Annotated in this window: 24 protein-coding genes; 14 read left to right on the forward strand and 10 right to left on the reverse strand. The window is 65.0% G+C overall.

What is annotated here, in order from left to right; translation table 11 throughout:
* Positions 1 to 34: 34 nt before the first annotated feature.
* Both H7828_RS11740 and H7828_RS11745 read right to left on the reverse strand, forming a co-directional pair.
* Entirely contained in the window at positions 35 to 1,348 is a 1,314-nt protein-coding gene (locus tag H7828_RS11740) for an MFS transporter (RefSeq protein ID WP_226781227.1), read from the reverse strand.
* Positions 1,345 to 2,808 carry an aminotransferase class V-fold PLP-dependent enzyme gene (locus tag H7828_RS11745; protein WP_226781228.1) on the reverse strand — a complete coding sequence of 488 codons (1,464 nt, stop codon included), beginning with the start codon at positions 2,806 to 2,808 and terminating at the stop codon, positions 1,345 to 1,347. Before H7828_RS11745 ends, H7828_RS11740 begins: the two co-directional genes overlap by 4 nt.
* 108 nt (positions 2,809 to 2,916) lie before the next feature.
* On the opposite strand from H7828_RS11745, the gene H7828_RS11750 reads away from it, so the two are divergent.
* From H7828_RS11750 to H7828_RS11785, 8 genes are all read left to right on the forward strand, one after another.
* Positions 2,917 to 3,381, forward strand: a complete 465-nt coding sequence (locus tag H7828_RS11750; RefSeq protein WP_226781229.1) for an Lrp/AsnC family transcriptional regulator — start codon at positions 2,917 to 2,919, stop codon at positions 3,379 to 3,381.
* A 114-nt stretch (positions 3,382 to 3,495) separates the two neighbouring features.
* Positions 3,496 to 4,275: a FadR/GntR family transcriptional regulator gene (locus H7828_RS11755; RefSeq protein ID WP_226781230.1), complete on the forward strand. Its 780-nt coding sequence runs from the start codon at positions 3,496 to 3,498 to the stop codon at positions 4,273 to 4,275.
* Entirely contained in the window at positions 4,272 to 5,234 is a 963-nt protein-coding gene (locus H7828_RS11760) for a tripartite tricarboxylate transporter substrate binding protein (protein WP_226781231.1), read from the forward strand. The genes H7828_RS11755 and H7828_RS11760 overlap by 4 nt, the downstream gene beginning before the upstream one ends.
* Before the next feature lie 20 nt (positions 5,235 to 5,254).
* Positions 5,255 to 5,722, forward strand: coding sequence for a tripartite tricarboxylate transporter TctB family protein (locus tag H7828_RS11765; protein ID WP_226781232.1), 468 nt, complete (start codon positions 5,255 to 5,257; stop codon positions 5,720 to 5,722).
* Positions 5,722 to 7,233 (forward strand): tripartite tricarboxylate transporter permease, encoded by a 1,512-nt coding sequence (locus H7828_RS11770; RefSeq protein ID WP_226781233.1) that lies wholly within the window; start codon positions 5,722 to 5,724, stop codon positions 7,231 to 7,233. The genes H7828_RS11765 and H7828_RS11770 overlap by 1 nt, the downstream gene beginning before the upstream one ends.
* Positions 7,230 to 7,925: an SDR family NAD(P)-dependent oxidoreductase gene (locus tag H7828_RS11775; RefSeq protein ID WP_226781234.1), complete on the forward strand. Its 696-nt coding sequence runs from the start codon at positions 7,230 to 7,232 to the stop codon at positions 7,923 to 7,925. The genes H7828_RS11770 and H7828_RS11775 overlap by 4 nt, the downstream gene beginning before the upstream one ends.
* A gap of 16 nt (positions 7,926 to 7,941) precedes the next feature.
* Entirely contained in the window at positions 7,942 to 8,637 is a 696-nt protein-coding gene (locus H7828_RS11780) for an RraA family protein (protein ID WP_226781235.1), read from the forward strand.
* Between the two features lie 9 nt (positions 8,638 to 8,646).
* Positions 8,647 to 9,168: a 2,4'-dihydroxyacetophenone dioxygenase family protein gene (locus H7828_RS11785; protein ID WP_226781236.1), complete on the forward strand. Its 522-nt coding sequence runs from the start codon at positions 8,647 to 8,649 to the stop codon at positions 9,166 to 9,168.
* A 45-nt stretch (positions 9,169 to 9,213) separates the two neighbouring features.
* Here the strand turns inward: H7828_RS11785 and H7828_RS11790 are convergent, their stop codons facing one another.
* The 6 genes from H7828_RS11790 to H7828_RS11815 all read right to left on the reverse strand — a co-directional run bounded on the left by H7828_RS11790 (position 9,214) and on the right by H7828_RS11815 (position 16,239).
* Positions 9,214 to 10,683 carry a carboxypeptidase M32 gene (locus tag H7828_RS11790; protein WP_226781237.1) on the reverse strand — a complete coding sequence of 490 codons (1,470 nt, stop codon included), beginning with the start codon at positions 10,681 to 10,683 and terminating at the stop codon, positions 9,214 to 9,216.
* Positions 10,680 to 11,702: an ABC transporter ATP-binding protein gene (locus H7828_RS11795; protein ID WP_226781238.1), complete on the reverse strand. Its 1,023-nt coding sequence runs from the start codon at positions 11,700 to 11,702 to the stop codon at positions 10,680 to 10,682. Before H7828_RS11795 ends, H7828_RS11790 begins: the two co-directional genes overlap by 4 nt.
* Positions 11,699 to 12,664, reverse strand: coding sequence for an ABC transporter ATP-binding protein (locus H7828_RS11800; RefSeq protein WP_226781239.1), 966 nt, complete (start codon positions 12,662 to 12,664; stop codon positions 11,699 to 11,701). The genes H7828_RS11795 and H7828_RS11800 overlap by 4 nt, the downstream gene beginning before the upstream one ends.
* On the reverse strand, positions 12,661 to 13,599 hold the full coding sequence (locus tag H7828_RS11805; RefSeq protein WP_226781240.1) for an ABC transporter permease: 939 nt from the start codon (positions 13,597 to 13,599) through the stop codon (positions 12,661 to 12,663). The genes H7828_RS11800 and H7828_RS11805 overlap by 4 nt, the downstream gene beginning before the upstream one ends.
* On the reverse strand, positions 13,599 to 14,573 hold the full coding sequence (locus H7828_RS11810) for an ABC transporter permease (RefSeq protein ID WP_226781241.1): 975 nt from the start codon (positions 14,571 to 14,573) through the stop codon (positions 13,599 to 13,601). The genes H7828_RS11805 and H7828_RS11810 overlap by 1 nt, the downstream gene beginning before the upstream one ends.
* Positions 14,574 to 14,667: 94 nt before the next feature.
* Positions 14,668 to 16,239, reverse strand: coding sequence for an ABC transporter substrate-binding protein (locus H7828_RS11815; RefSeq protein ID WP_226781242.1), 1,572 nt, complete (start codon positions 16,237 to 16,239; stop codon positions 14,668 to 14,670).
* 186 nt (positions 16,240 to 16,425) lie between these two features.
* Between H7828_RS11815 and H7828_RS11820 the strand changes: the two genes are divergently transcribed.
* From H7828_RS11820 to H7828_RS11845, 6 genes are read left to right on the forward strand one after another with little or no spacing between them, the layout of a single operon-like run.
* The gene (locus H7828_RS11820) at positions 16,426 to 17,484 is read left to right on the forward strand and encodes a GntR family transcriptional regulator (RefSeq protein WP_226781243.1); all 1,059 of its coding nucleotides are present in this window, start codon (positions 16,426 to 16,428) and stop codon (positions 17,482 to 17,484) included.
* Positions 17,429 to 18,130 (forward strand): creatininase family protein, encoded by a 702-nt coding sequence (locus tag H7828_RS11825; RefSeq protein WP_226781244.1) that lies wholly within the window; start codon positions 17,429 to 17,431, stop codon positions 18,128 to 18,130. The genes H7828_RS11820 and H7828_RS11825 overlap by 56 nt, the downstream gene beginning before the upstream one ends.
* Positions 18,127 to 19,146 (forward strand): ketopantoate reductase family protein, encoded by a 1,020-nt coding sequence (locus tag H7828_RS11830; protein ID WP_226781245.1) that lies wholly within the window; start codon positions 18,127 to 18,129, stop codon positions 19,144 to 19,146. Before H7828_RS11825 ends, H7828_RS11830 begins: the two co-directional genes overlap by 4 nt.
* Positions 19,137 to 19,892: an SDR family NAD(P)-dependent oxidoreductase gene (locus tag H7828_RS11835; RefSeq protein ID WP_226781246.1), complete on the forward strand. Its 756-nt coding sequence runs from the start codon at positions 19,137 to 19,139 to the stop codon at positions 19,890 to 19,892. Before H7828_RS11830 ends, H7828_RS11835 begins: the two co-directional genes overlap by 10 nt.
* Positions 19,889 to 20,794, forward strand: a complete 906-nt coding sequence (locus tag H7828_RS11840) for a polysaccharide deacetylase family protein (protein ID WP_226781247.1) — start codon at positions 19,889 to 19,891, stop codon at positions 20,792 to 20,794. The genes H7828_RS11835 and H7828_RS11840 overlap by 4 nt, the downstream gene beginning before the upstream one ends.
* Positions 20,791 to 21,717: an isoaspartyl peptidase/L-asparaginase family protein gene (locus H7828_RS11845; protein ID WP_226781248.1), complete on the forward strand. Its 927-nt coding sequence runs from the start codon at positions 20,791 to 20,793 to the stop codon at positions 21,715 to 21,717. The genes H7828_RS11840 and H7828_RS11845 overlap by 4 nt, the downstream gene beginning before the upstream one ends.
* A 26-nt stretch (positions 21,718 to 21,743) precedes the next feature.
* Here the strand turns inward: H7828_RS11845 and H7828_RS11850 are convergent, their stop codons facing one another.
* Both H7828_RS11850 and H7828_RS11855 read right to left on the reverse strand, forming a co-directional pair.
* Positions 21,744 to 22,865: a ParB/RepB/Spo0J family partition protein gene (locus tag H7828_RS11850; RefSeq protein ID WP_226781249.1), complete on the reverse strand. Its 1,122-nt coding sequence runs from the start codon at positions 22,863 to 22,865 to the stop codon at positions 21,744 to 21,746.
* Positions 22,866 to 22,868: 3 nt separating this feature from the next.
* Entirely contained in the window at positions 22,869 to 24,164 is a 1,296-nt protein-coding gene (locus tag H7828_RS11855) for an AAA family ATPase (RefSeq protein ID WP_226781250.1), read from the reverse strand.
* Between the last annotated feature and the right edge of the window lie 274 nt (positions 24,165 to 24,438).

Genomic DNA, 24,438 nt, shown 5'->3' on the forward strand with positions numbered 1-24,438 from the left:
CGGGGCGAATGGAAGGGGCGGTCGGACAAGGCGCTCAGGCCCACCTTGGGTGAAGCTCGTCGATGTGGAACGCGTGACGATGGCTGTTGTCGTGACCGGGGTGATTGCGCAGATGCGGGTGATCCGGGGGCAGTTCGGGGTGCGAATGTTCGCGCTCCAGCGGGTCGTCGGCGGGCCAGATGCGCAGGCCGGCAAGGGCAACCGCCAGGGCAAGGGCACAGAGCACCACCAGCGCGGTTTCCAGTGACAGCGCGCCCCCCAGCCAGCCCGCCAGGGGATAGGCGATCAGCCAGCCGAAATGGCTGAGCGAGAACTGTGCGGCAAAAAGCGCGGCCCGGTCGCTTTTCCCTGCCGAGCGCACGATCACCAGACCGCCGGGCGTCATCACCAGAGACGAGGCAAGCCCGAAGCCGGCCCAAAGCGCCAGCAGCGCGGGATAGGACAGCGGCAGCAGGATCAGCGCACCAAGGGCGGCGAAGGCAAAAACGCCAAGGGCCATGACCCGCCGTTCGCTGAACCGGGCCAGGGCGCGCGGCACGATCAGGGCGCCCATGGCCGCCCCGGCCCCGTAAAAGGCCATGAGGATCGGGTATTTCCCCGCCGCATCGCCCAGCCGCAGCCCGGCAAAGCCGACAGTATTCACCAGAACCCAGGCCAGCATCAGCGACAGCGCCAGGTTCAGCAGGAACAGCCCCCGCAGGCGCGGCGTCTTGTGAAAGATGCGAAGCCCCGTCACCGCCCGCGCCAGGAACGGCCGCTTGCGCGCGTCCTGCTGTGCCGCCGGAAACCCGGTGATCGCAAGGGCCGCGACCGACCCCACGAAGGCCAGCGCCGAGATCAGGAACAGCGTCGAGGGCGCAATCAGTTGCAGCGCCACCGCCGCGATCACGGGGCTGAGCACGGATTCAAGCGTATAGGCAATGCGCGAGATGACCAGCGCCCGGGTATAGGTGCCCTCGTCGGTCAGAAGATCGGGAATCACCGTCTGGAACAGTGGCGTAAACCCCGAGGACACCACGAAGAAGGCAAAGGCCAGGGCGCCGATCTCCCAGGTCTGGGTGACGAAGGCCATGGGCAGCAGCAGGGCCAGGCGCGCCAGGTCCAGCGCCACCATCACCCGCTTGCGCGGCCAGCGCGACAGCAGGGGTTCGGCCAGGGGCGCAAAGCCGACATAGGCCACCATCTTCAGCGCGAAAAGCAGCCCCAGGATCTGACCCGCCGCAGCCGCCCCGCCGATCCGATAGGCGGCCATGGACAGCCCGACCGTCAGCAGGCCGACCGCCACCAGCGAACAGACCTGCGCCGCGAAAAGCGACCGGAAGGCGGGATATGCGAAGGGAGATTTCAAACTGCCGAACGCTCCTTGATATTGTCGAGCGGTGTATAACGCGCCGTTGCGGTATCGGCCACATAGAACGACCGGTAACCGGCAGCCTCGCGCGCCAGGCTGTCGACCGCGGCGATGATCGTGTCGACCTTGGCGTCGCTCATCAGGGCCGACAGGTTCAGGCGCACCCAGCCGGGCTTGTCGGTTTCGGCACCTGCCGCGATGGCCGCGAAGGTGGCGTCGGAGCTGGCCCGGTCCAGCCCCAGAAGGCGGTGCGCGTAAGACCCGGCACAGGCACAGCCGCCCCGCGCCTGCACGCCGTGCAGATCTGACAGCAGGCGGGTGAAGAACTGGTGGTGCACCCTCTCGCCTGCGTCATCGCTGAGCATGAACGAGAAGATCGGCAGGGCGGGGGCCGATCTTTCGCGCCCAAGGATCGTCATGTTCGGGTTCTTCGACCAGACCGCCAGCGCCCGTGCGCGCAGCTCGTCCTGCCGCCGGATCAGCCAGTCGGCCCCCAGCGCCTCTTTCACCATCAGGCACAGGGCGGCGCGGATGTCGCCGGTGACATTGGGCGTGCCGCCCTCTTCGCGGTGCGACAGGTCGGTGGAATAGGCATGGCCCCAGGGCGAAACGAAGCTGACCGTACCGCCCCCCGCCAGCGTCGGGCTTTGGCGCGTCGCGATGGCATCGCGGATCACCGTGACGCCCGACGCGCCGGGGCCGCCCGGAAACTTGTGGCTGGAATAGACGATGGCATCCTTGGCGGCGTCGGTTCCGGCGCGCATGTCCATGGGCAGGTAGGGGCCCGCACAGCCGTAGTCCCAGATCGCCAATGCACCGTGGCGCTTCAGCAGGCGGGTGACGGCATCGGTATCGGTGATGATCCCTGTCACGTTCGAGGCCGCCGAAAAGGCCCCCACGATCAGCGCCGCGCCCTGCGCCGCCTTCAGCGCCGCCGTCAGGTCGTCGGTGCAGGGGCCACCCTCGGGCGCCTCGGCGATCTCGATCACCTCGGCGCCGCTTTCGCGCCAGGGCAGCAGGTTGGAGTGATGTTCGTAAGGGCCGATCAGCACGACGGCACGTTCCCCCCGGCGGGTGATCGCGTCGATTTCCAGCAGGCCGACGATGCGGTTGATCCCGGCGGTCGATCCGGCGCCGGTAAAGATGACGCTGGTGTCCGGCCCGGCGCCGGTCAGCCGCGCGATGGTGGCGCGCGATGCCTCGCGCAGCTTCGTCATGAAGGCGCCGCAATAGGACGCCTGGTTGTGGCTGTTGGCGTAATAGGGCAGAACGCGGTCGCGCATGAAATCCTCGACCTGGGCCAGGGCACGGCCCGAGGCAACGTAATCGGCATAGATCAGCGGCTTGTCTCCGAAGGGGCCTTCGATCCGGGCATCGTCACCGATCAGCCCGCCGCGAATCCACGCGTGGACATCTTCGCGTTGCAGCGACCTGGCAAATTCGTCGAGGGGGGACATCGGGATTCCTCACACCTAGTTCAGCTTGGGGCAGTATGACACCTGATTGAAGATAATCTTCACATATTTCACCCTTGCAACACCCACAATTCTATCAAATGATAGGATATGGAACATAAGACCGATCATATTGACCGCCGCATCCTGGAAGAGCTTCAGCGTGACTCGGCACAGTCGCAACGTGACCTGGCCGACAGGATCGGGCTGTCGCAGAACGCCTGCTGGCGGCGGCTGAAGGCGCTTGAGGCATCGGGCATCATCCGCAACCGCACCGTAGTTCTTGACCGCGACCGCCTGGGCGCGGGCATGGTGGTTTTCGTGCTGGTGCGCACCCGCCACCACTCCACCACCTGGCTGAAGACCTTCCGCGCGCATGTCTCCTCGATCCCCGAGGTGATCGATTTCTTCCGCATCGGCGGCGATTACGATTACATGCTGAAGGTCATCACCCGCGACATGGCCAGCTATGACGAAGTGTACAAGCGGCTGATCGGCGAGATCGAGCTTGAGACCGTCACCTCCCTTTTCGCCATGGAAGCCATCGCCGAACAGCGGCCCATTCCGCTGCGCTGACACCGGCGCGGCGGCGCATTTCTGCGGTCCCGGACATCAGAACTGTTGACGTGACGGCCCCACGCGCCGTATTCATCCTACCAAAGCATTCGCAGAGACCTGGGAGGAGGGACTGTGAAACAGGCGCGTGACAACGGCTGGATGTCCGGCTCGGCCCTTGTGGCCGAACGGATCGGCAGCGCCATCGTCGGAGGCACCTATCCCGCGGGTGGACGCCTGCCGCTTGAGGCCGACCTGGCACGCCAATACGGCGCCTCGCGCAATACGGTCCGCGAGGCGATGCGCCTGCTGGCCGCCAAGAACCTGGTCGAAATCGCGCCCCGCCGTGGCACCACCGTTCAGCCGCGCGACACCTGGAACATCCTGGACCGCGACGTTCTGGCATGGTCGGCCTCCGAGTTGCGCGAAGACCCCGGCTTCATGGAAGAACTGGTGCGCATGCGGTTCGCCATCGAACCCTCGACCGCGCAAGAGGCGGCGCGCAACGCCACTGACGCCGAGATTGCCACGATCCGCGCGCGCTATGCCGCGATGGAGCAGCTTGTCGACCACCAGCACCAGCCCGAAAGCCTTGAGGCCGATCTGGCCTTTCACCTGGCCGTGGCCCAGGCCACGCACAACCGGTTTCTGAAGTCGGTCGCGGATTCGATCATCCACGCCATGCGGCTGAACTTCCAGCGGCTGTTCGAACAGCCCAACACCTTTGCCGACAACCTGGGCAATCACCGCCTGGTCATGGAGGCCATCTCGGCGCGCAACCCCGAGGCGGCCTTTTCGGCCAGCCTGCGGTTGCTGGAGCGCAGCCACGACGAAACCCGACGCCTTTTCCAAACCCCGCCCCAAGCGGGGAAAACCCCAACTGTCCAACATGGTGAAAGAGGAGATACCCCATGAAGAAAGCAGTCCTGATACCGGTCGTTGCCGCGCTGGCCGCCATTGCCGGCCCTGCTTTGGCCGATTATCCCGAACGCCCGATCACGCTGATCGTGCCGTGGTCGGCCGGTGGCGGCACCGATGCCGTGGGCCGGATGATCGCCGAGGGCCTGAGCCAGGAGCTCAACACCCCCGTCAACGTGGTGAACCGCACCGGCGCGGGCGGCATCGTCGGCCACACCGCGATGATCGAGGCCGATCCCGACGGGTACACCCTGGGCCTGGCCACCGCCGAGATCACGACCTATGCCGCCATCGGCACATCGCAGATCACCGCCGAAGACATGACACCCATCGGGCTGGTCAATTTCGACGCCTCGGCCTTCAACGTGCGCGCCGACAGCGCATGGGAAGATGCCAAACAGGCCCTGGACGACATCAAGGCCAACCCCGGCAAATACAAGGCCTCGGGCTTTCCCGTGGGCGCCGCCTATCACCTGGCCTTCGCCGGTTTCCTGAACCAGAACGGCATCGACCCGACGACGGTGCCCGTGGTGCCCAGCCAGGGCGCGGCGCCGGGGTTCCAGGAACTGGTGGCAGATGGCGTGGCGATCGTGCCCTCGTCGCTGCCCGAGGCGGCCTCGATGCGCGATGCGGGCCTGGTCAAGACGCTGGCAGTGCTGTCGGCCGACCGGCTTGACGCCTATCCCGACGTTCCCACCGCGGAAGAGGCCGTGGGCACCGCATCGGTGGGCGGCACCTGGCGCGGCGTCGTCGGGCCAAAGGGCCTGGGCGATGACGTGACCGGCACCGTGGGCGATGCGCTGGCCAAGGTCTATGAAAGCGACGCCTTCCAGGAGTTCATGGCAAACCGGGGCTTCGGCGTCCAATGGCTCCCGGCCGCGGAATTCGCGACCTTCATGGCCGATGCCACGGCCAGCAACGCCGACGTGATCGAAAAACTCGGCCTTAAGCAGTAACCCAAGGGAAAGGTCCGCCGATGAAACTGAATGATGCCATATTGGGCGCGGTATTCGCCCTGATCGCCGTGGTGGTCCTGTTTCAGGTGCGGACCTTTCCGACCCTGCCCAACCAGCCCTACGGGCCGGGCACCTTTCCCGGCATCATCGCGGTGATCATGCTGATCTGCGGTGGCGGCCTGATCCTGGGCGGGGTCAGATCGCGGGCGCCGGTACTGGTCCTGTCGGACTGGATACGCACACCGGGCGCGCCCCTGCGGATGGCGGCCATGGTGGGCTTTGTCGTTGTCTACATCTTCCTCAGCAAACCGGTGGGCTTTCCGCTGCTGGTGCCGGTCCTGATGACGGCGCTTCTGTGCATCATGAAGGTGCGCCCCGTCATGGCGGTGCCCATCGCGCTGCTGACCACCGGGGCCATCTGGCTGCTGTTCTCGAAACTCCTGCTGGTGCCGCTGCCACTGGGCCTGCTGACCGAGGTGATCTACTGATGGACGGAACCCTTCTTGCCGGTTTTGCCCAGGTTCTTCAGCCGGGCGTTTTCCTGATCATCCTGGGAGCGGCGGCCTATGGTCTGCTGATCGGGTCGATCCCCGGGCTGACGGCCACCATGGGCACCGCCCTTCTGGTGCCGCTGACCTTCTTTCTCGATCCGATCCCGGCCATCGGCGCCATCGTTGCCGCCACCACCACCGCCATCTTCGCCGGTGACATCCCCGGTGCCCTGCTGCGCATTCCGGGCACGCCGGCCTCGGCCGCCTACACGGATGAGGCCTACAAGATGCGCCAGAACGGCCAGGTCGAGCTGGCCCTTGGGGTGAACCTTGTCTGTTCCACCATCGGCGGGCTGGTGGGGGTTGCGATCCTGATCATTGCCGCGCCGCAGGTGGCGCGTTTCTCGCTGGGCTTTTCCAGCTATGAATACTTCTTCCTTGCCCTGCTGGGCCTGTCCTGCGCGATCCTGGTCAGCAACGGACCGCGCAGCAAGGGCGTGCTGTCGCTTTGTGCGGGGCTGATGCTGTCCACCATCGGCATTGACGTGGTCATGGGCATCCGCCGCTTCACCTTTGGAGATACCGAGTTGATCGGCGGCATTTCCATCATTCCGGTGCTGATCGGAATGTTCGCCATAACCGAGATTCTGCGCAAGGCGGCCGCGCCCGCCGATCTGCCCCCCACCCCGCCTTTGCAACTGCGCCGGGCCATTTCGGGCGTGGGCGCGACCCTGTGGAAATACAAGGGCGGCGTCGCGCGATCCTCGCTTCTGGGCAGTGGCATCGGCGCCCTGCCCGGCGCGGGCGCCGACATCGCATCGTGGATCGCCTTTGCCCTGGCGCGCAAATTCTCGCGCACGCCCGAGAAGTTCGGCACCGGCCACCCCGAGGGCATCGTCAGCGCCTCAAGCGCCAACAACGCCGCCCTGTCGGGGGCCTATGTGCCCAGCCTTGTCTTCGGCATTCCCGGCGATACGATCACCGCCATCCTGATCGGGGTGCTGCTGATGAAGGGGATCACGCCGGGGCCCATGGTCTTTGTCATGGATACCGGGTTGGTCAACGCCATCTTTGCCGTGTTCATCCTGGCCAACATTCTGATGCTGCCCCTGGGGCTGGGCGCGATCATGGTGTCGCGCCAGCTTTTGTCGGTGCGCCAGAACATCCTGTTCCCGATCATCCTGCTGTTCTGCGTGATCGGCGCCTTTGCGGCCAACAACACGCTGTTCGATGTCTGGGTGCTGCTGGTGCTGGGCCTCATCGCCTTCGTGATGGAGGAGAACGACTTTCCCCTGGCGCCGATGATCCTGGCGCTGATCCTCGGCCCGCTGATCGAGGAGAATTTCATGAAGTCGGTCATCAAGGCCGATGGCAACCTTCTGGAATTCTTCTCGCGCCCGATTGCCGGCACCCTCGGGTTCATCATGTTCGCCATCTGGGGCCTGATGATCGCGCTGTCCGTGGCGCGCCATTTTCGCAACCGCAAGACCGAAGGAGCACAGCAATGACGCGCAATGTCATCGTGATCGGCGGCACCAGCGGGATCGGCCGCGCCATCGCCGAGGGCTTTCTTGAGGCCGGCGACAGCGTGACGGTCTCGGGCCACGAGGCCGCCTGCGATCTGCCGGGCGGCATGGCGCAGGCCGTGCTGGACGTGCGCGATGGCGCGGCGGTGGCCGATTTCCTTTCCGGGGTCGCGGCGCTGGATGTGCTGGTCAACTGCGCAGGGGTGATCCGACGCGGCGGGGCCGAGTTCACCGCCGAGGGCTTTGCCGATGTCATCGACATCAACCTGAACGGCACGCAGCGCTGTTGCATCGCCGCCCACGGGGCGCTGAAGGCGGCGGGGGGCTGTGTCATCAACACCGCCTCGATGCTCACCTATTTCGGTTCGGCTGTCGCGCCGGGCTATGCGGCATCGAAGGGCGGCATCGGGCAGTTGACCCGCTCGCTGGCCATGGCCTGGGCGCCCGATGGCATCCGGGTGAACGCGCTGGCGCCGGGCTGGATCTCCACGGCGCTGACGCAACCGTTGGGCGACAATGCAGAACGTTCAGCCGCCATCACCGGGCGCACGCCGATGAACCGCTGGGGCAGGCCCGAAGACCTGGTTGGCCCGGCGCTGTTCCTGGCATCGCCCGCCGCGGGTTTCGTGACCGGGGCAATCCTCCCGGTCGATGGCGGCTATTCCGCCGCATGAAGAAGGAGAATACCCCATGAGCAAACCCTACGAGTCCGACGCCGACCTGTTCAAACTGATGCGCGAGCGGCTTTTCACCGCCGTTGTCGGCGACGTGATGGACCAGATGGGCCTGCGCCGCCAGTTCCTGCCCGCCGGGATCGCGCCCCTGCAACAGAACAGCAAGCTGGCCGGTCGCGCCATGCCGGTGCTTGAGGCCGACATCTTCGACGATGGCACCGACGATTCCCGCGGCCCGCTGGCGCGCATGCCTTTCGGCCTGATGCTGCACGCGCTGGACGATCTGAAGCAGGACGAGGTCTATATCGCCTCGGGCGCCTCGCCCCGCTATGCCCTTTGGGGAGAGCTGATGACGACGCGAGCGAAATACCTCAAGGCCGCCGGCGTGATCGTCGATGGATATGTCCGCGATGCCGAGGGCATCGAGGCGCAGAACTTCCCCACCTTCTGCCGCGGCGTCTATGCCCAGGATCAGGGCGTGCGCGGCAAGGTCATCGATTTCCGCACGGCCATCGAAATCGGCGGCATCCGCATCGAACCCGGCACCCTTCTTTATGGTGACCGCGAAGGCGTTCTGATCGTCCCGCGCGACGCCGAACAGGAGGTGATCACCCGCGCCCTTGAAAAGGTCGAAACCGAAGACGCCGTGGGCGAGGCGATCCGCGGTGGCATGTCGGCGGTCGAGGCCCTTGAAACCTTTGGCGTTATGTAAGGAACCCCCATGACACAGAGCGAAGACGAAAAGCGCATGCCCTATCAGCTGGACATGCCGAAAGAGGCGGGAACGGATATCGTCATTCCGCATGCGGTGCCCCAAGACGATCGCGTCTGGGTGCCCCAGGCCGACAACGTGTTCTTCCGGCCCCTCTGCCTGAATGCCTCGCAGGGGTACTGGGTGAACGTGCTGAAGGTGACGAAGGGCGGCGTTCTCAGCCGCCACCGCCACCCGCAGCCGGTGCATGGCTATGTCCTGAAGGGGCGCTGGCGCTACCTGGAACATGACTGGGTGGCCGAGGAAGGCGGCTATGTCTACGAACCGCCCGGAGAAACCCACACCCTGATCGTGCCCGACGACGTGACCGAGATGATGACGCTGTTCCAGGTGAACGGCGTGATGTGCTACGTCGATCCTTGGGGCAAGCAGGTGGGATACGAGGACGTGTTCACCAAGATCGACATGTGCCGCGCGCATTACACCGCGGTCGGGCTGGGTGCCGATTACGTCGATCAGTTCATCCGCTGACCCGATGTGGCGGGCGCGGGCATCCGGGCCCGCACCCGCCAACCCCTAGGCGAACTTGCCCGACAGGTAGGCGATATAGGGCGCGGTATCGCTGGCCGTCATGCCAAGCGCGTCGAAGATTTGCGCCCGGCTGCGCGAGCGGCCGTGCTGCCAGACGGTTTCGCCCAGGGCGGCGCGCAGCGGTGCGGTATCGGCCCCCGCCAGCGCGGTGCGGATCTCGGGGCGGGTGGCATCGAAGTGCGCCATCAACTGCGCCGCGGCGGCATTGCCGATGGTATAGGTCGGGAACGACCCGATATAGCCCGAGGACCAGTGCACATCCTGAAGGCAGCCCATGGCGTCGCTGTCCACGGTCACGCCCAAGTCGTTGGCCATGGCATCGGCCCAGACACCGGGAATGTCCGCCACCTCAAGGCTGCCGTCCATAAGTGCCATCTCGATGCGCACCCGCAGCATGATGTGCAGATCATAGGTCAGCTCGTCCGCCTCGACCCTGATCCTGCCCGGTTCGACCCGGTTCACGGCGGCGACGAATTCATTCACCGTCACATCGCGCAACTGTTCGGGGAAGGTATCGCGCAGACGGGCGAAATGGGCCTGCCAGAAGGATGCGGTGCGCCCGACATGGTTTTCCAGCAGCCGCGACTGGCTTTCGTGCATCCCGAAGCTGGTGCCGCCCACGGCGTAAAGGCCGATCATGTCGGTGGCAAAGGCGCTGCGGTCATGTTCGGGCGCAACGCCCTGTTCGTACAGCGCATGACCCACCTCGTGGATCGAGCCGAAGATCGACATGGGCAGGTAATTGCGCGGCCAGCGCGAGGTGATGCGCACGTCGTTGCGGGTAAAGCTGACCTCGAAGGGGTGAACAGCGGTGTCCAGGCGCCCCCGGTCAAAATCATAGCCCAGGGCGCGGGCGGTTTCATGGGCGAAGGCCTGCTGCAATTCTGGCGGGTAATCGCGGTAAAGGAAATCGGTGCGCGGCTTGTCCCGGCCCCGTGCCACGTCCAGCACCGGCAGGATGCCGGCGCGCAGTTCGTCAAAGAAGGTAGAGAGGCTGGCGGCGGTTTCGCCGGGCTCATAGATCTGCACCATGGGATCATAGGGGTGGCCGTCGTATCCCAGTGCCTCGGCCTGCTGGCGGGCCAGTTTCACCACCTTTTCAAGGTGCGGGCGGAACAGCGCGAAATCCGAGGTTTCCCGCGCCTTGGCCCAGGCGGCCCCGGCCACGGTGGAATGTTCGGCCTGGGCGCGCAACAGTTCGGCGGGCAGACGGGAATGATGGGTGATCGCCTCGCGCACATGGGCGGCGGCCGGATCGTCGCCCGCCGCTTCCACCGCATCGGCCATGCCCGGGTCCAGGATCATCTCGCGCGCGACGCCCATCAGGGTTGCCACCTGGGCGCCGCGGGTTTCGGCCCCGCCCGCGGGCATCTGGGTGCGCGCGTCCCAGTTCAGGGTATTCACCGCGCACAGCACATCGTTCAGCCGTGCAACCCGGTCGTTCAGTTCACTCATGCAGCCTTGTCCTTCAATTCCACGCCGCCGTCGTTCAGATGGCAGGCAACGGTGCGTGACGCCCCTGCCCCGGCCAGTTTCGGCACCTCGACCCGGCACCGCGGGCCCGCCAGCGGACAGCGCGGATGAAAGGCGCAACCGGGTGGCGGATTGATGGGCGAGGGGATTTCACCCTTGATCGCCTCGAATTCGCGCTTGCCGCTGCCCACGGTGGGAACCGAGGCGAAAAGCGCGCGGGTATAGGGGTGTTTCGGGTCGGAATAGAGAACATCCGCCGGCGCCAGTTCCACCAGCCGCCCCAGGTACATGATGGCGACCCGGTCACAGACATGGCGCACCACCGAAAGATCATGGCTGATGAACAGCGCGGTCAGGCCAAGATCGCGGCGCAGTTCCATGAACAGGTTCAGCACCTGCGCCTGGATCGACACGTCAAGCGAGGCAACCGCCTCGTCCAGGACCAGAAGCTCGGGGTCCATGGCCAGGGCGCGGGCAATGGCGATGCGCTGGCGCTGGCCGCCCGAAAACTGGTGCGGCAGGCGGTCGGCATAGGCGCCTTCAAGGCCCACCTTCTCGATCAGGGCGCGCACCCGTGCCTGCACTTCGCCGCGCGGGATGATCCCGTGATGGCGCGGCCCTTCGGCAACGGTTTCGCCCACCTTCATGCGGGGGTTGAGGCTGGCAAACGGATCCTGGTGGATCATCTGCACCCGCGTCGTCAGCTTTTCGACATTGCCGCCACGTTCGTGCGCCACGGGTTTGCCATCCAGCACCACGCGCCCGTCGCTGGGCGCGTAGATGCCCGAAACGACCCGGCCCAGGGTGGATTTGCCACAGCCCGATTCACCGACGATGCCGACAACCTCGCCCCGGGCCACGTCGAACGACACATCCGACAGCGCGTGGACGACCACCGGCTTGCCGCCGCCGGTCAGCCGCCCCACCAGGCGTTCGGCCAGGCCCGGCATCCGGGTGAACCGCTTCGATACATTCTCGATCTTCAACAGGGGCTGGGTCATGGGCGCTCCAACGGGTGATGGCACAGGACGATCTGCCCGTCGCGATCGTCGACGGGGGGTTCGGTCGCGCAGAGTTCGGTGGCCCGCGGACAGCGCGGGCGGAACGGACAGCCCGAGGGCAGGCGCGACAGTTGCGGCGTCGATCCGGGGATCTGCGGCAGCGGCTTGCCCGGTTCATGCTGGGCCGGAACGGAATCAAGCAACCCCTGCGTATAGGGATGGCGCGGCGCGGAGATGACCTGTTCGGCGGTGCCCCGTTCCACGATCCGCCCAGCGTACATGACGCAGATGTCATCGGCCAGCGACGACACCACGGCCAGGTCATGGGTGATCCAGACGATGGCGGTGCCGGTCTGATCGGCCAGGCGGCGCACCTCGGCCAGGATCTGGCCCTGGATCGACACGTCCAGCGCGGTTGTCGGTTCGTCGGCGATGATCACCGCCGGGCTGTGCAACAGGGCAATGGCAATCGCCACCCGCTGGCGCATCCCGCCCGAAAGCTGGTGGGGATAGGCCTTCAACCGTTCGGCGGGCGACGGGATGCCGACAATCTCAAGCGCACGGCGGGCCTCTTCGAGCGCCTTCGGCTTGCTCATCGGCCGATGCACCCGCACCGCCATGGCCATCTGGTCGCCCACCCGCAGAACCGGGTTCAGCGTCATCATCGGGTCCTGGAAGACCATCGACACCTTGCGCCCGCGCATGCCGCGCATGTCGTCGGGGGACAGCGCCCGAAGGTCGGTGCCTTCGATCAGGACCGATCCGCCCACGACCTTGCCGGGTTCGTCGATCAGACCGAGGATCGAGAAGCCCGTCACGCTTTTCCCCGATCCGCTTTCCCCGACGATGCCCAGGATGCGGCCCTTGTCGACGGAAAAGCTGACGTTGTTCACGGCGGTCACGCTGCCGCCGCGGGTGTCGAAACGGGTGGTCAGGCCCTTTACGTCAAGTGCGGCGGTCATCGGCTGTTCCTCGGGTCAAGAATGGTGCGGACCTGATCGCCCACCAGGTTGATGGCGACGACCGTGAACATCAGGAAGATCCCGGGATAGATCGAAAGCCAGTAACGCCCGGCGTGGATGTATTTGAACCCGTTGGAAATCAGCGTGCCCAGCGAAGGTTCGGTCAGCGGCAGCCCGACCCCCAGGAACGACAGCGTCGCCTCGAGCGAAATCGCGCTTGCCACCTGCACCGTGGCCACGACGATCAGCGGCGGCAGCACATTGGGCAGAAGATGCGAGAACAGCACCCGGCGCGTGGGCAGTGGCGTGGAACGCGCCGCCTCGATGTAGTCCTTGCGCCGCTCCACCGTGGCGGCGCCGTGGGTGGTGCGGGCGAAATAGGCGTATTGCGCCACCACCAGCGCCAGGATGATCTGGAACACCCCCTGCCCCAGCACCGCCACCAGCACCAGCGCCAGCAGGATTGCGGGCATCGACAGTTGCAGATCGACGACGCGCATCAGAAGCGCCTCGATCCGGCCACCGAAATAGGCCGCCGTCAGGCCGACGGTGATGCCGATGGCAAGGGCCAGCGCCCCGGCCGAAAGGCCGATCACGAAACTGGTGCGCAGCCCGTAAAGGATGGCCGACAGCATGTCGCGCCCGGCGTTGTCGGTGCCCAGAAGATGGACATAGCCGCCTGTCCCCACCTCGCCCGGCGTCAGGAAGGCATCCATCCAGTCGAGGTTGGCCAGATCATAGGGGTCTTGCGGAACAAGGAAGGGCGCGCCGAAGGCCCCGATGGCCAGCGCCACGATCACGGCGAGCGCGGCCAGCGCGACCCAGGACTGGCGGTAGTCCGACCAGAAGTTGCGCAGGCGCATGGCGCGGGTTTCGGCGGGCGGGGCGGCGGGCACGGCCAGGGTGCCGCCGGTCGTCGTGGCGGAATCGGCCATCACGAGCCTCCTTTCAGGCGCACACGGGGATCAAGCCGCGCATAGATCAGATCGACCACCAGGTTGATGATCACGAAAAGCATGACGACCAGCACCAGGTAGGCCACCATCACCGGGCGATCCAGCTGCATGATGCTGTCGATGATCAGCTTGCCGACCCCGGGCCAGTTGAAGACCGTTTCCGTCACCACCGCAAAGGCAAGGGTCGAGCCGAGCTCAAGCCCGAAGACCGTGACCACGGGAATCGAGATGTTGCGCAAAACGTGCGAGAACACGATCTGGCGATCCGGCAGGCCCTGCGCGCGGGCAAAGCGGACATATTCGGCGCCCATCGCCTCGACCATGCCGGCGCGGGTCAGGCGGATCAGAAGGCCCATCTTGAACAGCGACAGGTTAAGCGCGGGCATGATGACATGGGCCCAGCCATCGGATGTGGCCAGCGATGTCTTGAACCACAGGAACTGTGCTACCTCGCCGCGTCCGCCCGAGGGCAGCCAGCCAAGTTCGACGGCGAAGGCCATGATCAGCAGCATGCCGATCCAGAAGGTCGGCACCGAAAACCCAAGGACCGAAAGCGCCATGATCAGCTTTGCGCCGATGCTGTTGGGGCGATACCCCGCCCACAGCCCGGCGGGAATGCCGATGATGGTGGCGATAAAGACCGACACCAGAACCAGTTCGACCGTCGCCGGAAAGCGCGAGAAGACAAGCCCCGTGACCGAGGTGTTGTAGACCATCGAACGGCCCAGGTCGCCTTGGGCGACATTGGCGATGAAGGTGAAATACTGTTGCCAGAGCGGTTGATCCAGACCGTACTGGCGGATCAGGTTTTCGCGGATCTCTGCCGTGGCGCCCGGATCGATCATCACGTCGATCGGGTTGCCGATGGCATAGACGCCCACGAAAACGATGATCGACATGACGAAGACCACGACGACCGCCTGAGCAAGCCTTCCGATGAGATATCCGAACATCCTGTTCCTGCCTGCGTTCAGGCGCGGCCCCAGGGGGCGCGCGCCGGGGTTTTGGCGTTAGGTCCGCGCCGCGGGGGCGCGGACCTGCGGGCAATCACTCTTGCGGGGTGATCGCGTAGGCGCGGGTTTCCTGGTCGATGCGCGGAACGAAATCCAGCGTATCGGCGTCGGCAGCCCAGACCGTCTGAAGGATCACGGTCGGGATCAGCGCGCGATCCTCCATGGCGATTTCCGAGGCCTGTTCGTACAGCTTCTTGCGGGCCTCGGGCTCCAGCGTCTGTGCGCCTTCACCGAAGACCTTGTCGAACTCGGGGTTGGAATAGCCCGAACGGTTGAAGTTGCCGAAGCCCTTCTCGGGGTCTTTCGTGTGCACCAGCGCGCCGTAGGTATAGGCGGCCTCACCGGTCAGCGTACCCCATGCCGACATGGTCATGGTGTATTCCTCGCGCGCGGCGGCGGGGAAATAGACGGTGCCGTTCAGCGCCTGGGCGTTCACCTTCAGACCGGCCCGCGACCACATCTGCGCCAGCGCCTCGCAGACCACGGCATCGCCGGGAACGCGGTTGTTGGTGCAGGTGAAATCAATCTCGAACCCGTCGGGATAGCCGGCCTCGGCCAGAAGTGCCTTGGCCTGCTCGATGTCATACTCGGGTGCCGGAATATTGTCGGAATAGCCGAAGAAGCCTTCGGGCATCAGCTGATTGGCCGGGGTGCCCAGACCTTCGAGGACGATGTTCACCAGAACGTCGCGGTTGATGGCCAGATCCAGCGCCTTGCGCACGCGCAGATCCTGAAGCGGGTTGCCGTCAACTTCCTGGCCGTTCACCTTGATCGGCTGGGGCTCTTCGTCCTTCACCGACGGGGCGATGTTCAGGATGTAGACCGAATCCGACACGAAGGTTTCAAGGCTGCTGTCGTTCTGCATCGACAGGTAATCGGTGGCGGGCACATAGTTGATCAGATCCACCTGCCCCGATTTCAACGCTGCCACGCGGGCCGCATCATCGGGAATCTCGCGCCGGATCACCTTTTCCCAGACGGGTTTTTCGCCCCAGTAACCGTCGAACCGTTCGACGACCATGTCGCCCTTCGGTTCCCAGCTCACGAACTTGAACGGGCCGGTTCCGATGGCCTTCTCGCCCGAGTTGAACTCTTCGTTGCGCGCTTCCATGCCGGTTTCGCTGGGCACGACGAACAGGCGGGTGAAATCGTTGGGCAGCGACGGCGCCATGCCCTTGGTCTTCACGCGCAGGGTGTAATCGTCCACCACTTCGACGCTGTCCACGTATTTGGTATACAGCGTCATGGGCATCGGGCCGGTCACTTCGGGGATACGCTCGATGCTGAACTTCACGTCTTCGGCGGTGAAATCGCTGCCATCGTGGAATTTCACGCCTTCGCGCATCTTGAATTCCCAGGTGGTGTCGTCGATCGGCTCCCAGCTGACGGCAAGGCCGGGCTTCAGCTGCAGTTTCTCGTCAACGTCGACCAGGGTGTCGAACACATGGCGCAATGCTTCGGCCTGGCTGCCCAGGGTCGACCAGTGCGGGTCGATGGAATCGGGACCGGCACGCAGGCCGATCGTCAGTTCCTGCGCCATCGCGCCCGGCGCAACCGCCATCAGCGCAAGCGCGGCGATGCCGGACTTGAGTGTATTACGAAACATGAGTGGCTCCTCCATGTGTTATGGTTCTGTGTAACACTAAGCGTCGGATTTTTTAACCGTCAAGTTTTTTATTGCGCAGTATGGCTAAACAGGTGCTACAAACTTCCCCATGCGATAACACTCAAGGCAACATTTGCCCAAAATATGAGCTTGAGCGATAAATCGTTATGCTGCATTGATACTCTTATGACCGTTGATAAAACCGAACAAATGGATGCCGCCCTGTCGCGCATTGCCCGAGACATCGACGTCGATTCGTCGGTGTCCGTTTCGGTGCAACTGCGCGGTGCCCTGGAATACGGCATCGCCACGGGCGACATCCCGCCCGGTTCACGCCTGCCCTCGGTACGGCGCATGGCAGCCCAGCTTGGCCTGTCGCCGGTGACGGTCAGCGGTGTCTACAGCGCGCTTCAGGAACGGGGCCACATCGAAGGGCGCATCGGATCAGGCACCTATGTGGCCGAACGCGCAGCCCCTGCCCCGGGCGATGCCGGGCGGCTGGCCGCTTTCGAACGCAAGATCACCGAACTGGTGGATTTCGGCCAGACCATGGGCCTTTCGGCCCGCGACGTGGCCTTCCGCGTGTCTCTTGCCGTGCCCGCCGCACAACAGCCGGTGCGCCTGTTGATGCTGGGCACCTTCCGCGACGCCACCATCGCCTATGCCGAGGATCTGGCCCCCTACCTGCGCCCCGGCGATACCGTCACCGCCGCCAGCCTTGAAGAGGTGACCGCGCAGACGCCGGCGGACTATGATCTTGTCTGCTGCCCCCGCACCATCATGACCCGCGCGGGCGAGCTGTTTCCCGATCTTCCGGTGATCGGTGTCACGCTTATCCCGAACGAGGCGACGCGCATATCGCTGGCCACCATCGCCCCCGATGCCACGGTCGCCGTGGTTTCGTTCTTCGATGATTTCCTGACTGTCATGAAGGGCGGCATCAACCGTTTTGCCCCCCATGTCAGCCGGATCACCGCCGTGCCGCGCGGCTTTCCCGCCCTGGCCGAGGTTCTGGCGCAGGCCGATGTCCTGATCCATGCCACCGGCGCGGGCTACCTGCGCGAGGCGCTGCGCCCCGACCAGACCGCCATCGAATACCGACACACCCCCGACAGCAACGCCGTACGAACCGAGCTTTTGCCCGCCATCGAAGCGGCGCGCCTGTCAGCCACGCGAAAGGACAGACCCGATGAAGATAAGTCAAAGCAACTGGTTCGAGATCGAAGAGTGGCTGAAAACCGATGACGGCTGCGTGCTGCCCCTGGGCAGCACCGAACAGCACGCCTATCTCAGCCTCTCGGTCGATTCCATCCTGTCGGAAAAGATGGGCGCCGATGCCGCCGAACCCCTTGGCGTTCCGGTCTTTCCCGCCGTTCCCTATGGCCTGACCCCCTATTTCATGGCCTTTCCCGGCACCGTGTCCCTCCGGCTGACAACCTATGCCGCCGTGGTGACCGACATTCTCGACAGTCTCTATGCCACCGGGTTCCGGCGTATCCTGATCGTCAACGGCCATGGCGGCAATTCTCCGGTGCAGACCGCCTGCGCCGAATGGATGCAGGCCAACGACGGCGGGCGGGTGCGCTTTCACGACTGGTGGCGCGCGCCGAAAACCTGGGCCGCGGTGCAAGAGGTCGATCCCGTCGCCTCCCATGCCTCGTGGATGGAGAATTTCCCCTGGACCCGCCTGCCCGGCCGCGACCTGCCCACGCAGCAGAAGCCCTTCGTCGATTTCGACCGCCTGCGCGACCGCAACGCCCAGGGCGTGCGCGAATTGATCGGTGACGGCAACTATGGCGGCCACTACCAGAAACCCGACGAGGATACCGACCGCATCTGGGACATCGCCGTGAAGGAAACCCGCGCCCTTCTGGAAGGGGATTGGGCATGAGCGACGATCCGATCCTGATCTGGGGCGCCGGTGCCATCGGCGGCGTGCTGGGCGCCTATTTCCAACGTGCGGGCCATGCGGTTCACATGGTCGATATCGTGGAAGACCACGTTCAGGCCATGCGCACCACCGGGTTGCGCATAGAAGGCCCGGTCGAGGAACTGCACGAGGTGCTGCCCGCCGACACCCCCGATACCCTGAAGGGCAAGTTCCGCCGCGTGATCCTGGCGGTCAAGGCGCACCACACGGGCGATGCGCTGGACATGCTGGTGCCGCACCTGGCCGAGGACGGCTTCGTCGTTTCGGCCCAGAACGGCCTGAACGAGATGGAGATCGCCGAGCGTATCGGCGCCGGGCGCACCATGGGGTGTTTCGTCAACTTCGGGGCCGACTGGCTGGAACCCGGGCGCATCCTTTACGGCAACCGCGCCGCCGTGGCCCTGGGCGAACTTGACGGCACGATGACCCCGCGCCTTGAAGAGATGTTCAAGCTGTTCCAACTGGTCGAACCCGACGCGGTGATGACCGACAACATCTGGGGCTATCTCTGGGGCAAGCTGGGCTATGGGTCGCTTCTGTTTGCCACCGCGCTGACGCCGGAATCGATGTCCGATGCCATGGACCCGGCCGAATACCGCCCCGCCTATGCCGCCCTTGGGGCCGAGGTGATGGCCCTTGCCGCCGCCGAAGGGGTTTCGCCCCTGGGGTTCAACGGCTTCGATCCGGTGGGTTTCGGCAATCGCGATGCGGCGGCCATCGACGTGGCCATCGACAGGATGGTGGCCCACAACCGCAAGACGGCCAAGACCCATTCGGGCATCTGGCGCGATCTGGCCGTGCGCAAACGCAAGACCGAGGTTGACGCCCAGGTGGGCGTTCTGGTCACCCGCGGGGAACAACTGGGCGTGCCCACCCCGGCACTGGCACTGCTGCAAAGCCTGATCCACGATATCGAAAACGGCAAACGCGAACAATCGACCGACCTTCTGAAGCTCATGGTGCAATCATGCACATAAACCTTGAAGGCCAGGTCTTTGTCGTCACCGGCGCCGCTCAGGGCATCGGCGCCGCCATCACCCAGGGGCTTACCGATTCTGGCGCCACCGTCGCCGCCCTGGACGTGGACGCCAAGGGGCTGGGCCGCGTCGCCCCCCTGCCCCGCGTTACCACCCATGCCGCCGATCTGGGCGATCAGGACAGCGCGCACCGGATCTGCGATGAAATCGTCACGCAACATGGCCGGATCGACGGCCTTGTGACCGCCGCTGGCGGGGTGCGGGGCCAGGTGGGCCGCCCGTTGGAACAGATCGGGGTGTCCGACTGGCGGGCAATTTTCGCCGCCAATGTCGATGCCGCCATGTGGTGCGCCCAGGCCCTCGCGCCCGCCATGCGCGAACAGGGATCGGGGCGTATCGTCACCATCTCGTCTGGGGCGGGGCTGAAACCCAGCCTGACGGGGATTCAGGCCTATGCCAGCGCCAAGCACGCCCTTGTCGGGCTGACCAAACAGCTTGCGCTTGAACTGGGGCCTGCCGGGATCACCGTGAACTCGGTTGCGCCGGGGTTCATCCTGTCCAACCCGTCCACCGAAAAGCAGTGGGAGGCGTTCGGCCCCGAGCGGCAGAAACAGATCCTGAACAACATCCACATGCGCCGTCTGGGGCAGGCCCGCGATATCGCGGATGCGGTGACGTTCCTTTGTTCCCCACAGGCCGGGTGGATCACCGGCCAGATCCTTTCAGTCGATGGAGGTCACGCATGACCGAACCCCACGAATGGGACGAACCCACTTGGCGCGGCCGCGTCGAAGCGGTGCGCGCCGGGCGCAACCTGCTGCCCAAATCCTGGCCGGGGGGCGCACGCTGCGCCGTGGCCCTGTCCTTTGACAGCGATCACGAGACGAACGAGTTGCGCGACGGCGGAAATTCGGTCGCGCGCCTGTCCTGGGGCGAATACGGGGCGCGGCGGGGCATTCCGCGCATCCGTCAGGTGCTTGACCGCTACGACGCCAAGGCCAGCTTCTTCGTGCCCGCCGTTTCGGCCCTGTTGCACCCGGAAGAGCAGAAATCCCTTGCCGATGACGGTCACGAAATCGGCTTGCACGGCTGGATTCACGAGTTGAACACCAAGCTGGACGCCACAACGGAGCGCGACCTGATGCACCGCGCCGCCGACACACTGGAAAAGGTGACGGGCCGACGCCCCGTGGGCATGCGCACGCCCTCGTGGGATTACAGCCCCAACACCCTGACCATCGCGCAGGAATTGGGCCTTCTCTACGACAGCTCGCTGTTTTCGGACGACGACCCTTACGAGATCGTGGCAAATGGCACGCCCACCGGCATCGTCGAACTGCCGGTTGAATGGATCAGGGACGATGCGGTCTATTTCATGATGAACCGTTTCGGCGCGCAACGTCCCTATACGGCCCCCAGTGACGTTCTTGATATCTTCCTGCGTGAACTTGAAGGTGCCCGCGCCGAGGGCGGGCTGTTCCTGCTGACCATGCACCCCCATGTCACCGGATACCGCAGCCGGATCTTCATTCTGGAGGAAATTCTCAAGCGCGCGACCGAAGCGGGAGATTGCTGGATCGCGACTCACGCCGAGATCGCGCAGTACTGTGCCGAACAGGCCGGAATGACAGTTAAGGGTATGAAATGAAACGATTTTCTTTGGCCGTTCACGGCGGCGCAGGCACCATTCTGAGGGCCAACCTGACACCCGAGCTTGAGGCGGCCTATCACGCCGGCCTGCGCGCCGCTCTGGACGCCGGACAGGCGGTGCTGGCCAAGGGCGGTGCCGCGCTGGATGCCGTCACTGCCGCCGTCTGCGCGCTTGAGGATGAACCGCTGTTCAACGCCGGGCGTGGCGCGGTCTTTACCAGCGACGGCGTGCAAGAGATGGACGCCGCCGTGATGGAGGGCGCTAGCCGCCGCGCCGGAGCTGTGGGTGGCATCTTCGGCCCCCGCAACCCGGTTCTGGCCGCCCGTGCCGTGATGGAACGGACCGACCACGTCATGCTGATCGGGCCGAACGCCCTGAAGGTGGCCCGCGCCGCCGATGTCCCTTTTGACGAGGCGCCCTATTTCTTCACACAGGCGCGGTGGGATGCCCTGCAATCGACCCTAACCATGCGGCAAAAGGGTCTTGAAGACGACGATCCGGCCCGCCGTCACGGCACTGTCGGGGCTGTTGCCTGTGACATGGAGGGCAACGTCGCCGCCGCCACCTCGACCGGCGGGATGACGGCGAAGGCGCCGGGGCGCATCGGCGATACGCCGATCATCGGCGGCGGCACCTTCGCCGACAACGCCACCTGCGCCGTCTCGGGCACCGGCCACGGCGAGGTCTTCATCCGCTTTACAGCCGCCGCCGAAATCGCCGCGCGGATGCGCCACGCCGGCCAGTCGCTGGAGGATGCGGCAAGGCACGTCGTGATGGTGGACCTGGCCGACCACGACGGCACGGGTGGGCTGATCGCCGTGGACGCGAAGGGCAACATCACGATGCCCTTCAACTGCGAAGGCATGTACCGCGGCACCGTGACCGAAGCGGGCAACTTCGAAACCTTCATCTACCGCTGATCGGGGCAGGCGGGCGCCCTGCCCGCCTATTCCTTTTCCAACTCCCGCAGCAAGGCCTCGATCCCGGCCTGAAGCCGCGCTTTCGACACCACCGAAAAATCACGCGCCAGCCGCAGTTCGACCCGCCCGTCGGTGGCGATGACCCGCGCATCGCCTTCGGGACGGTTCAGCCTGAGCGAGGTTTTCGCGCTGCTCTGGCGCGGCGGTCTGCTTTGCGGGGCGGGCTTGGCCGCCGCAAACTGGCGCAGGATCTGCACCTCCTCATCGGGGGTATCGGCGGGGTGGCGGCGCAACTCGGCGCAAAGCTGCCCTGCCCGCTCGGGCTCGGCCTCGAACTGCTTGGCCAGGTCCAGCCCCAGGGCGCGCGGAATCGCCTCGGGGTGGCGGATCGCGCCCCCTGCCCCGTCCAGCATACGCGCGAACTGGCGGATATAGCTGCGCTTCTGCTTCAACGCCGAGGCATAGAGGATGCCAACCGCATCATCCGCCTCCATCCCCTCATCCCGGGCGTATGACAGGGCAAGCTGCGCCATTTCGCCAAAGGACACATCCTTGCGCACCAGGTTTTCGTCAACCATCTTGCGATAGAGATCGATCAGGGGTTCCCCGCGGGGAACCAGGGCCGCCGGAATCTTCTCGTACCGCGGATCGCCGGTCTCCTGCGCCAGCGCCCGAAAGGCCGACAAGCGCCGAAAACCCTGGATCAACTCGTATCCCGTGTCAGTCTGTTCCACCCTGATCGGGTTCGAAAGGCCCACAGCCTGGATCGACTGCTTCAACTCTTCCAGCTCGGGGTCGGCATTGGCCGACCGGTCGCGCGTGAGTTTCGACAGATGCACCTTGTCGGTCGGGATCAGGTCGGTGATCAGGCCCAGCTTTTTCAGCCGCACATGTTCATGGGCCAGGGCATCGTTTTCCGCCCGGATCTTCGCCTCGGTCAGGGCGCGGGTTGAATTGGCGTCGGCATTTTCGGAAATCGCGCTGGCCATGGGGCCACGGCGCGCCGGAGCCGGATCGCGGTTTTGCAGGGGGTGGCCCTGCACGTTGCCGAAAGACTTGGTCTCCAGCGGCGGGTTCCCCGCGGGGAACCCTTCATCTTCGTCATCCGCGACGAAATCGATGTCGAACACGCTACGCTTCTTGGCCATTCATCAATCCTCCAGCTTGTCCCAGGCGCCCAGCAGGGTGGCGCGAAATTCGTCATAGGCCCGGTCGAACGACATGCGTGCCCGCCGCCAGGTTTCACGGGTCATCTGCCGGTAGTCCATTTCATAGATCGACGACAGGAACCGCCCCGATTGTTCGACCGCGCGGGTCATCTCGATCGGGTGTTGGGTCACATGTGACTTGAAGACCTGACCAAAGGCTGACTGCATCGCGCGGTGCAGGTCGTTCGCCGGTTCGAACCGGGTCAGCAGGAACCGCACATCGGCGAACATCTTTTCGGGCGTCGCGCCGTCGGGCAGGGCGCCCGGAAAGCGCCCCAGATCCTCCAGCGCCTCGGACAACTGGCCGATGAAACTGGTGGTGCTGTCGTATTCCCAATAGCCGGGGCCCGAGGGGATATAGAGAACGTCCGCCGCGAAAACCGCATTCATCGACTGATAGCCGATGGCGGGTGGGCAGTCGAAAATCACCATGTCATAGGCATCGTCGGGCAGCGCATCCAGATAGCGGGACACGGCCGCGAAGAACGACCATTCGGGGTTCAGATGGCGGTACTGCGCGCTGGCGAATTCAACGAAGGCGGCGTTGGCACAGCTTGGCACCAGGTCGATGGTGGGCCAGCTTGTCGGCTTGATGAAATCGGTGACGCGCAGATCGCTCAGCCCCATGCCAGTGACCGAGGCGGGCAGCTTTCGGCGGGGCAGGGCGGTGCCGCTTTCGGCCCCCGCTGCGGCGTTGTTCATCCGCTCGGTCTCGCGAGTCAGGTCGCGCGCCATGATGCCCCAGACGGTGAACTCTTCGGCCACATCCGACAGCCCCATGGAGTGGCTGAGCGTCGCCTGCGGATCGAAGTCCACGCAAAGCACCCGGTAACCGTCCAGCGCGGCGGCATGGGCGAAATGCAGCGCCACGGTGGATTTCCCCGCGCCGCCCTTGAAGTTGGCAATGGCGGCGCGGATCGCCCGCTTGCCCGCCGGGCGGGGCGGCATCAGCGGTTGGTTCTTTATGCGCAGCTTGCGACGCAGCTCGTTGATTTCGTCCAGCGAATACCACCGCTGGCGCCCGTCCTCTTCAACCAGCCCCTGGGGAAGCGAGGGATCGGCAGCCAGTCGGCCGCGCAGGGTGGACGGGTTGATCTTGAAGATCAGCTCGGCCACCTCCCAGCTGGAAAAGCGGCGGAGGGTCTTCTCCATCTCGGGAGAGAAGGTGCGCTGACGGATATGGCCCTGCATCTTCAACGATTGCGATTGCAGTTTGGCAAGGTCGGCGTGGCTGTACATGTATCGTCCCCGGATCGTTTCGGTGGGGTTCCCCGCGGGGAACGGTCTGGCGCGGCGTTCACAACGCTAATTCTGTGTCTTTCCTGATTTACGCTGATTTGGCAAAGCGGGAAAAGAGGTATATCAAGATATCCACAAGCGCGTAAAACCCTGTGCGCTAAAGGCCACAGGCCCCGGCGCACCGATTCGAAAGGCAGCGCCGAAATGCGCCGGAACAGGCCCGCTAAAGGGGGCCGTCAGATTGATGTTTCCGCCGCAATAGGGGACATTTCCG

Source organism: Oceaniglobus trochenteri (assembly GCF_020529025.1).
Classification (GTDB): Bacteria; Pseudomonadota; Alphaproteobacteria; order Rhodobacterales; family Rhodobacteraceae; genus Oceaniglobus; species Oceaniglobus trochenteri.